Raw genomic sequence first — 8,991 nt, 5'->3', positions numbered from 1 at the left:
CTAACTGATACTAATGATCCGTGTGGCTTGACCATATAACCTCAAGTTGCCTTGGCCGACATGACATGTCGATAGATCCCAAGTGCACGCTACGTCACAAGACCAAACGAGAGGCAGGCGCTCAGGCGCGTCTCTTTGTAAAGCCGGCATATCCATGCCCGCTCCCTGCAAAGACACGACCTGCGGCGACACTCCAAAAGCCTCCCTGGTGAAATTAGCGCTGTGGAACCACCCGATCCCATCCCGAACTCGGAAGTGAAACGCAGCTGCGCCGATGGTAGTGTGGCTCAAGCCATGCGAGAGTAGGTCATCGCCAGGGTTTATGCCCCGAAAACCCCGTTGCTCACGCAACGGGGTTTTCTTTTTTTGCAGGCACCCGGTTTTCGAAGGTGTCTGTTTCTCGGAAGAGACCCCTGCCGAGCTGGCGCAACGCGCTGCTCCAACCGTCTCCCTGGTGAAATTAGCGCTGTGGAACCACCCGATCCCATCCCGAACTCGGAAGTGAAACGCAGCTGCGCCGATGGTAGTGTGGCTCAAGCCATGCGAGAGTAGGTCATCGCCAGGGTTTACACCCAAAACCCCGCTGCTCACGCAGCGGGGTTTTTTCTTTGCGTCCAGAGAAAAAGGCGAAAGGCAAGGACGACGCCGGTAGGGTCGGTTCCCAAACGACCGCCGACCTCGCCTGCAATCGCATTGACGCATGGACCCACGCTCAAGGGCTCCTGGCTCCCGGCAGCGTATGGCGGGACTCCCCTCCCTGACACGCCAAATACCCTCCCTCCGACAGGGCCCACATCCAATACCGGATACCAGAGCGACCCCGTCGGCGCGAACCTGACGGCATGTCCAGCCCACGCCTTCTCATCGGTCGCCGCTCTGTCCGAGGCGCCTATTACATGCTCACATCCACCGTTGCAGATCGACGCAAGCTGTTCGTTGATGCCGCCCGCGTTGAATGTGTCGTTGAGGCCTTACGCTGCTCCGATCGCGAGGCACGCTCACGAACACTCGCCTGGGTGGTGATGCCAGATCACGTGCACTGGCTGATGCAGCTGCGCGACGGCAACATCAGCCGCTGCATGCAGGCATTCAAATCCCGCGCGTCGCGTGCCTTCAACCTACACACAGGTGCGCAAGGCAGCGTCTGGCAGCGAGGTTTCTACGATCACTGCGTGCGGTCGGACGAATCCCTGGAAAGGCAGGCGAGATACCTGATCGAGAACCCCGTCCGCGCAGGCTTGGCCGCCAGCGTAGGCGAGTACCCGTACCTCTGGTCACGCTGGCCGATGACGCCAGAAACGTCACCCGCCGAGGATAGCCAACCGAGGTAGGGTCGGTTCCCAAACGACCGCCGACCACGTTGGCGATCGCATTGGCGCATGGACGTCTGATGTCGCGTGTTTGGCGTCGCCGATCACGGTCATGCTACTACCGGGCGCGGAGGCAGCAACGGCGGTCGATTGGGATGCGACCCTACCAACATTTCTGCGCATCGCCATACCGGATGCCTCATCACCGGAACATGCACGCGCCGTCGATACACCGGTAGGGTCGGTTCCCAAACGACCGCCGACCACGTTGGCGATCGCATCGGCGCATGGACGTCTGATGTCGCGTGTTTGGCGTCGCCGATCACGGTCATGCCACTACCGGGCGCGGAGGCAGCAACGGCGGTCGATTGGGATGCGACCCTACCAACATTTCTGCGCATCGCGATACCGGGAGGCCTCATCACCGGAACATGCGCGCGCCGCCGATACACCGGTAGGGTCGATTCCCAAACGACCGCCGACCGCGTCTGCGATTGCATTGGCGCATGGACCTTTGATACCGGGCGCCTGCCACCGCACGCGTTTTGCCGATCACGGTCATGCCATCACGGGGCGCGGCGGCCGCAACGGCGGTCGATTGGGATGCGACCCTACCACCCACATTTCTGCGCATCGCCATGCCGGGATGCCTCATCACCGGAACATGCGCGCGCCGCCGATACACCGGTAGGGTCGGTTCCCAAACGACCGCCGACCACGTTCGCAATCGCATTGGCGCATGGACGTCTGATGTCGCGCACCTGACACCGCACGCGTTTCGCCGATCATTGTCATGCCATTACCGGGCGCGGCGGCCGCAAGGGCGGTCGATTGGGATGCGACCCTACCAGGCTACATTTCCGATGCTCCATTAGCGACATCCACCCACAAAAAAACGGCGCCCCGCAGGGCGCCGTTTCTGGTTCAAGCACTGACTGAGGCTTACTTGCTGGCCGGTGCCGGTGCCGGTGCCGGTGCCGGTGCCGGTGCACCTGCCGCCGCAGCCTTCGGCGCCATCATCGCGTCGCGGGCTGCCTTGAACGGGTTGCCCTCGTACCAGTTCGGCCAACGGTCGCCCCCGGCCAGTTCCTTGCCTACGCCGTACAGCAGCTGCAGGTCTTCCACCGTGCCGTCCAGCTTCCAGGTGGCCGCGTCGAACTCATCCTTCGGCCCGTGGTAGCGGTCGCGGCCGTAGGCTTCGGCGGCCTTGCGGCCGGCCTCGACGCCACCGTCGCGCAGGTCTTCGCCGCCGTCGGCATACAGGGCCGGCACGCCGGCCTTGGCGAAGTTGAAGTGGTCCGAACGGAAGTAGAAGCCGCTCTGCACCGCGGTCTCGCCATGCAGGGTACGGCCCTGGTTGGCGGCCAGCGGCTTGAGGATGTCTTCCAGCTCCGAGCTGCCGAAGCCGGTCACGGTGAGGTCCTTGGCGCGGCCGGCCACCGACATCGCGTCGATGTTGATCACCCCGGCAATCTTGTCCAGCGGGAAGGTCGGGTGGCTCACGTAGTACTTGGACCCCAGCAGGCCCGACTCTTCCAGCGTCACCGCCAGGAACACCACCGAGCGCTCCGGCGGCGGCTGCTGGTGCGCCATCGCATCGGCCACTTCCAGGATGCCGGCTACACCGGTGGCGTTGTCTACCGCACCGTTGTAGATGTTGTCGCCCTGCTCACCCTCGTGCTTGCCCAGGTGGTCCCAATGGGCCATGTACAGCACCGCTTCGTCGGCCCGCTTGCTGCCCGGCAGCACGCCGACCACGTTGCGCGACTTCTTCTCGGCGATGGTGCTCTTCAGGTCGAAGGACACCTTGGCCTTCAGCGACACCGGCTTGAAACCGCGCTTGCTGGCGTCCTTGTAGGCCTTGTCCAGGTCCAGGCCGGCATCGGCGAACAGCTGGCGGGCCGCTTCTGCACTCAACCAGCCCTGTGCGGGGATGCGGGCTTCCGGGTCATCCTTGGCCGGCAGGTCGTACTGCGGGCCGGCCCAGGAGTTCTTCACCACGTCCCAGCCGTAGGACGCACCGGCGGTGTCGTGCACGATCAGCGCCGCGGCGGCGCCCTTGCGGGCGGCTTCTTCGAACTTGTAGGTCCAGCGGCCGTAATAGGTCATGCGCTTGCCATCGAACAGCTTGGCATCGTTGACGTGGAAACCCGGGTCGTTGACGAACATCACCACCGTCTTGCCCTTCCAGTCCTGCCCGGCGTAGTCGTTCCACTTCTGCTCCGGCGCATCCACGCCGTAGCCGACGAACACCAGCTCACTGTTCTCGACCTTCACTTCGGGCTGGCCGCTCCGGGTGCCGATCACCATGTCGGTGCCGAACTTCAGGTCGCGCTGCTTGCCCGCCTGGTCCAGCTTCAGCACCGTCGATTCGTCGGCGCTGGTTTCGGTCATCGCCACGTCCTGGAACCAGCTGTCGCCGTTGCCCGGCTGCAGGCCAATGCGCTGCATCTGGTCGCGGATGTAGTTGACCGTCAGTTCTTCGCCCTTGCTGCCGGGGGCACGCCCCTCGAACGCGTCGGAGGAGAGGGTTTTGACCAGCTCGCCGAAATCGGCGGCGTTGATGTCGGGCGAGAACGCGTGGCCAGTAGCGGCCACCGGCGCCGGCGCGGCGGCCGTGTCGACAGGTGCGGTGGCTTCGCCCTTGCACGCGGTCAACGCGGCGGTGGCAGCAAGGCACAACAGAAGTTTACGGGGCATCATCGATTCCTGGGTACAAGGGGCCGGTGCCATCAGGCACCGGAAGAGGGTATCAATCCTGGGGCGCGGCGTCGGTATCGAACGTCTGCGGCTGGGCGCCGCTGACCGGGCCGATATGCGCGCTGCGGTGGACATACAGGGTGACCTCACGATCGAACTGCAGGCTGCCGCTGACACTGGCATTGGGGCCGATGATCACGCGCGGCTTGCGGCTGCCGGTCAACGACAGGCTGAAGTTGGGCTTCTTGACCCGGATGCCGCCCTGGACCTCCGAGCCGACGCCAACGGTGATGTCGCCGTTGACCGTTTCGATGTTGCCGTTCAGGCGCGTCTCCACCAGCCCGATGCCGCCATTGACGGTTTCCATGTTGCCTTCCACCACGCTGCCACGGTCGACGAAGATGCTGCCGTTCACCGTTTCCACGTTGCCGGCGGCGACCACATCGCGCCCGATCCGCACGTTGCCGTTGACGGTGGACACGCCGGTGGTACGCGCGCGATCGTCGACCCGGATGCTGCCGTTGACGGTCTCGATCTCTCGGGTGACCACGCCTTCTTCGACCGTCACGCCGCCGTTGACCGTCTCCAGGTCGCCGTAGGTCTGACCGGCCGACGCGCGGATGCTGCCGTTGACCTTGCTGATGTCTTCGCTGGCGAGGGCGGGTGCGCACGGCAGCACCAGGGCCAACAGCAGCGCGAGTGGAATATGTTTCATGGTGACCTCATGTCCGGTGTGCGGCTGGCAGGCCGCCTGTTGGGATGTCACCATGCATCGCTACAATCCGCATCTGCCTGAAGTCACTGGAAAGCCCTTGCGCCACAACGCTTTGTCCTCACGCCGGAATAACAAACCGACGCCCGGTCGCCGCGGGGCCGTCGACGTGCGCGCGTGGGCACAGGGGCTGGTGCTGGCGCTGGCGGTCCTGGCGATGGGGCCAGTAGCGGCGCAGAGTCCGAAGGAAGCCGAGCGCAAGCTGCAGAAGCTGCGCTCGGAATTGAAGGGCGTGGCGCAGGAACGCCGCACGCTGGAAGGCCAGCGCGGCCAGGCCTCGCGCCAGTTGCGCGACGCCGACGAGAAAGTGGCCCGTACCGGCCGCGTGCTGGCCCAGACCGAAACCGCCCTGCAGCGCGAAACCCGCGCCATGGAAGAACTGCAGCGCAAGCGCAGCGACCTGCAGGCCGGCATGACCAAGCAGCGCGAAGAACTGGCCTCGCTGCTGCGTTCGGCCTACCGCATCGGCAACAACGCGCCGTTGAAGCTGCTGCTGTCCCAGGACCGCGTGGCCGACGCCAACCGCAGCCTGGCCTACCACCGCTACCTGCAGCGCGAGCGTGCCCGCCGCATCCAGCTGCTCACCCACGACCTGGCCGAACTGCAGGCGGTGGAAGCGCAGATTGTCGAACGACGGCAGGCGCTGGAAGGCACCCGCCAGCAGCAGAAACAGCAGGTAGCCACCTTGGCTGACGACCGCCGCACCCGCGCGGCGACCGTGGCCAGCCTGGACGAGCGCTACAAGGACCGCAGCGAGCGCGAAAAGGCGCTGGGCCAGGATGCCAAGGCGCTGGAAACGCTGCTGGCCAACCTGCGTGCCGCCGCCGCTCGTGCCGAGGCCGAGCGCCGTGCGGCGGCCCGCCGCGCAGCGGCCGAAAAGGCCGCCGCCGAGAAAGCGGAGAAGGCCGCTGCCGCCAACGGCACCCGCCCACCGCCGCGACCGGGCAAGACCCCGCCGGCGGTGGCCTCGGCGCCGCCGCCCAAGGTGGGCGGGCTGGGCTGGCCGTTGTCGGGCAACCTGCTGGCGCGCTATGGCGGCAAGCTGCCCGATGGCCGCACCAGCAGCGGCGTGCTGATCGGCGCCGCGGCCGGCAGCACGGTCACCGCCGTGGCCGATGGCACCGTGGTGTTCTCCGACTGGATGACCGGCTACGGCATGATCCTGATCGTCGACCACGGCAATGGCTACATGAGCCTGTACGCACACAACGACACCCTGCTGCGCGATGCCGGCGCCACGGTCAAAAAGGGCGATGCGGTGGCCAAGGTCGGCAACTCCGGTGGGCAGGGCGTGACCGCGCTGTACTTCGAGCTGCGCCGCAACGGCCAGCCGGTGGATCCGGGCAGCTGGCTGCAGCGTCGCTGACAGCCAGCCCAACGGCGGGCGCGTTGCGGACACCAGGTTCAACGGGAATTTATCGTCGCTTCGCGCATAATCGGGCGACGCACCTGGTGCGTGTTTCCCGTCCCCCGCCGACCTGGAGTGCTTCATGCGCGTAGCCCGTACCGCCACCTTGCTGCTGGCCCTGTTGCCCGCCGTGTCATGGGCGCAGCAGACCCGCGAGGCCGCCAGCAGTACCAGCGACGCCGCCAGCAACGAAGAAGCGGTGACATCGCGGGTGCCGCTGGAAGAGATCCGGCGTTATGTGGCGGTCTACAACGCGGTACGCGCCGCCTATGTGGACCCGGTGGATGACAAGAAACTGATGCAGTCGGCCATCCGTGGCCTGCTGCTGGACCTGGACCCGCACAGCACCTATTTCGACAAGGAAGACGCCGAGGCCTTCGATGAGCAGGCCACCGGCGCCTACGACGGCATCGGCGTGGAGCTGCAGCAGCAGCCCGACAACAGCAGCCTGAAGGTGATCTCGCCGATCGACGATACCCCGGCCGCCAAGGCCGGCATCCTCGCCGGCGACCTGATCATCGCCATCGACGGCAAGCCGATCAGCGCCATCGAAGCCACCGAACCGCTGCGCGGCAAGGCGGGCAGCAAGGTGGTGCTGACCCTGGTGCGCGAGGGCAAGCCCAAGCCGTTCGACGTCACCGTGACCCGCCAGACCATCCGCGTGACCAGCGTGCGCAGCCGCATGCTGGAACCGGGCTACGGCTACATCCGCCTGAGCACCTTCCAGGCCGACACCGGCGCCGATTTCCAGAAGCACGTGGGCCAGTTGCAGCAGCAGGCGGGCGGCAAGCTCAAGGGCCTGGTGCTGGACCTGCGCAGCAACCCGGGCGGCTTGCTCACCGCAGCAGTGCAGGTGGCCGATGACCTGCTTGAGAAGGGCAACATCGTGAGCACGCGCGGCCGCATCTCGATCAGTGATGCCCGCTTCGACGCCACCCCGGGCGACCTGCTCAAGGGCGCCCCGGTGGTGGTGCTGGCCGACRCAGGCTCTGCCAGCGCCTCCGAAGTGCTGGCCGGTGCGCTGCGCGACAACGGCCGCGCCCGCGTGGTCGGCAGCCGCACCTTCGGCAAGGGCTCGGTGCAGACCGTGTTGCCGCTGGACAACGGCGATTCGGTCAAGCTCACCACGGCGCGTTACTTCACCCCCAGTGGCAAGTCGATCCAGGCCACCGGCATCGTGCCCGACGTGGTGCTGCAGCCGGAGAAGCGCGAGGGCGAGGACGACCTGCCGGCCAGCCTGGCCGACTACAGCGAAGCCACCCTGCCGGGCCACCTGCGCGGTGACGAAGAAGGCACCGAGGGCTACAAGGCCGGTGACGTGCTGTCCGGTGATGGCCCGATCAATGATGCGCTGGCCGAGTTGAAGCAGCCCGGTTCGGTAGTGGCAAAGCAGAAGGCGGAAGCGGCGAAGAAGCCGGCGGCGAAGCCTGCAGCGGCAGCGGCCAAGCCGGCCGACGCCAAGCCGTCCGATACGAAGCCGGCCGAAGCAAAGCCGGCCGTACAGCCGACGGCTGCACCGGCTACGCCCGCGCCGGCCAAGCCGGAGGCACCTGCGTCGACAGTGCCGATCAAGCCCTGACCAAGCCGCTTAGTACACGCCATGACGGAGCTGTTTGATCAGATCGCGGCGTTGACCGGCAACCCCGCGCTGTCCGAAGAAGCGGGGGCATCGCAATTGAGCAATGTGGCTGCGCTCCATGGCATCAATGGCGACCGCGTCTACTGGTGGGCCGGGCTGCCCCGTACGCCCCGCAGGGTGCCGTATGACGATGGAAGCGCGGGATTGGCGCTGCTCGATGAAGTGCTGGGCAACCTGCAACTGGATGAGGTAGTGCTGGTCGCAACCGACGAGGCACCGCGGCCCTGGCCGATGTGGGTGCTGAGGCGCGACGAGCTCATAGCGCTGCTGGAAGCACTGCCGTTCTTCGAATACTTCGTTGCCGCGCCCGATGGGCGCACGCTGGTGTTCGATACGCATCACAACGAATTGCTGATTGCTTCGCTGGATGCCCCAGGTGATGTCCACCGCGCGGAATGACGCGATCAGGACGCCCCCGATATCAGAACCCGTGCCGCTTGCGCAGCCGCCGCGCGATCGCCGCGCGCACGTACACGCCATAGCCCAGTCCAAACGCGAAGCCGGCGATGTGCGCCCACCAAGCCACCATGCCGAAGCTCGGCCCGATATAGGCAAACACGACCTGCAGCGCCGCCCAGACCCCGATCAGCAGGTAGGCCGGGGCGCGCACGAATTCCAGGAACAGGCCCAGCGGAATCACCACGCCCAGCCGCGCGCCGGGGAACAGGGCCAGGTAGGCCCCGATCAGCGCCGACACCGCGCCGCTGGCGCCGATGATGATCTGGTCCGGGCTGCCCATGGTGTAGATCGCGGTCAGGTTCGAGATCGCCCCACCGACCAGGAACAGCAGCATCAGCCGCCACGGCCCCAGCACGCGCTCGGCCGGCAGCCCGAAGATCAGCAGGAACACCAGGTTGCCCAGCAGGTGCGACCAGTCGGCATGCAGGAACAGGGCAGTGAACAGGCGCAGCACGCTGCCGTCCTGCAGGGTGGCCCACCAGTCCAGCGGGTGGGTCAGCCCGGTCGACAGCGCGCCCCAGTCCAGCCACAGACTGCGCCGGGCGTCCCCCGGCCGCGAGATCGACCACAGGAACGCCACCCACAGCGCCGCGAACAGCAGCGGGGTAGCCCAGCGGAAGGCAGACTTCTTGCGGGAAGGGATCGACACGAACATGGGTGCGCTAGCCTAGCGCGGTGACGCTCCGGACGGGGGATTGACGGG

Annotated in this window: 7 protein-coding genes and 2 rRNA genes; 6 read left to right on the top strand and 3 right to left on the bottom strand. The window is 66.3% G+C overall.

Going from position 1 to position 8,991, the window contains the following annotated elements; translation table 11 throughout:
- The first annotated feature begins 204 nt into the window (after window positions 1–204).
- The 3 genes from rrf (AC1DCJ_RS04955) (at window position 205) to AC1DCJ_RS04945 (ending at window position 1,331) form a co-directional block, all read left to right on the top strand.
- A 5S ribosomal RNA gene (gene rrf / locus AC1DCJ_RS04955) occupies window positions 205–319 on the top strand.
- A 131-nt stretch (window positions 320–450) separates the two neighbouring features.
- Window positions 451–565: ribosomal RNA gene (rrf, locus tag AC1DCJ_RS04950) — 5S ribosomal RNA — on the top strand.
- Between the two features lie 277 nt (window positions 566–842).
- Window positions 843–1,331 carry an REP-associated tyrosine transposase gene (locus AC1DCJ_RS04945; protein ID WP_137191263.1) on the top strand — a complete coding sequence of 163 codons (489 nt, stop codon included), beginning with the start codon at window positions 843–845 and terminating at the stop codon, window positions 1,329–1,331.
- Window positions 1,332–2,252: 921 nt separating this feature from the next.
- Here the strand turns inward: AC1DCJ_RS04945 and AC1DCJ_RS04940 are convergent.
- Together AC1DCJ_RS04940 and AC1DCJ_RS04935 are read right to left on the bottom strand one after the other, a co-directional pair.
- Window positions 2,253–4,010, bottom strand: coding sequence for a M28 family metallopeptidase (locus tag AC1DCJ_RS04940; RefSeq protein ID WP_478070265.1), 1,758 nt, complete (start codon window positions 4,008–4,010; stop codon window positions 2,253–2,255).
- Window positions 4,011–4,062: 52 nt separating this feature from the next.
- Window positions 4,063–4,725 carry a DUF4097 family beta strand repeat-containing protein gene (locus tag AC1DCJ_RS04935; RefSeq protein WP_448135123.1) on the bottom strand — a complete coding sequence of 221 codons (663 nt, stop codon included), beginning with the start codon at window positions 4,723–4,725 and terminating at the stop codon, window positions 4,063–4,065.
- A 97-nt stretch (window positions 4,726–4,822) separates the two neighbouring features.
- Between AC1DCJ_RS04935 and AC1DCJ_RS04930 the strand changes: the two genes are divergently transcribed.
- The 3 genes from AC1DCJ_RS04930 (at window position 4,823) to AC1DCJ_RS04920 (ending at window position 8,228) form a co-directional block, all read left to right on the top strand.
- On the top strand, window positions 4,823–6,148 hold the full coding sequence (locus AC1DCJ_RS04930; RefSeq protein WP_478070264.1) for a murein hydrolase activator EnvC family protein: 1,326 nt from the start codon (window positions 4,823–4,825) through the stop codon (window positions 6,146–6,148).
- Between the two features lie 124 nt (window positions 6,149–6,272).
- Window positions 6,273–7,769, top strand: coding sequence for a S41 family peptidase (locus AC1DCJ_RS04925; RefSeq protein ID WP_478070263.1), 1,497 nt, complete (start codon window positions 6,273–6,275; stop codon window positions 7,767–7,769).
- Between the two features lie 21 nt (window positions 7,770–7,790).
- Complete coding sequence (locus tag AC1DCJ_RS04920; RefSeq protein ID WP_137191258.1) at window positions 7,791–8,228, top strand: hypothetical protein; 438 nt, start codon at window positions 7,791–7,793, stop codon at window positions 8,226–8,228.
- Between the two features lie 22 nt (window positions 8,229–8,250).
- Here AC1DCJ_RS04920 and AC1DCJ_RS04915 read toward each other — a convergent pair whose 3' ends face one another.
- Complete coding sequence (locus AC1DCJ_RS04915) at window positions 8,251–8,943, bottom strand: rhomboid family intramembrane serine protease (protein WP_137191257.1); 693 nt, start codon at window positions 8,941–8,943, stop codon at window positions 8,251–8,253.
- Between the last annotated feature and the right edge of the window lie 48 nt (window positions 8,944–8,991).

Source organism: Stenotrophomonas sp. 10N36 (assembly GCF_056395005.1).
The sequence above is the reverse complement of the archived record's forward strand: the minus strand, read 5'-3'. Positions and strand labels throughout refer to the sequence as shown.

Bases quoted from the DNA above. Each gene is read 5' to 3' on its own strand.
- AC1DCJ_RS04940 (WP_478070265.1), bottom strand. From the start codon at position 4,010: ATGCCCCGTAAACTTCTGTTGTGCCTTGCTGCCACCGCCGCGTTGACC.
- AC1DCJ_RS04920 (WP_137191258.1), top strand. From the start codon at position 7,791: ATGACGGAGCTGTTTGATCAGATCGCGGCGTTGACCGGCAACCCCGCG.
- AC1DCJ_RS04945 (WP_137191263.1), top strand. From the start codon at position 843: ATGTCCAGCCCACGCCTTCTCATCGGTCGCCGCTCTGTCCGAGGCGCC.
- AC1DCJ_RS04935 (WP_448135123.1), bottom strand. From the start codon at position 4,725: ATGAAACATATTCCACTCGCGCTGCTGTTGGCCCTGGTGCTGCCGTGC.
- AC1DCJ_RS04915 (WP_137191257.1), bottom strand. From the start codon at position 8,943: ATGTTCGTGTCGATCCCTTCCCGCAAGAAGTCTGCCTTCCGCTGGGCT.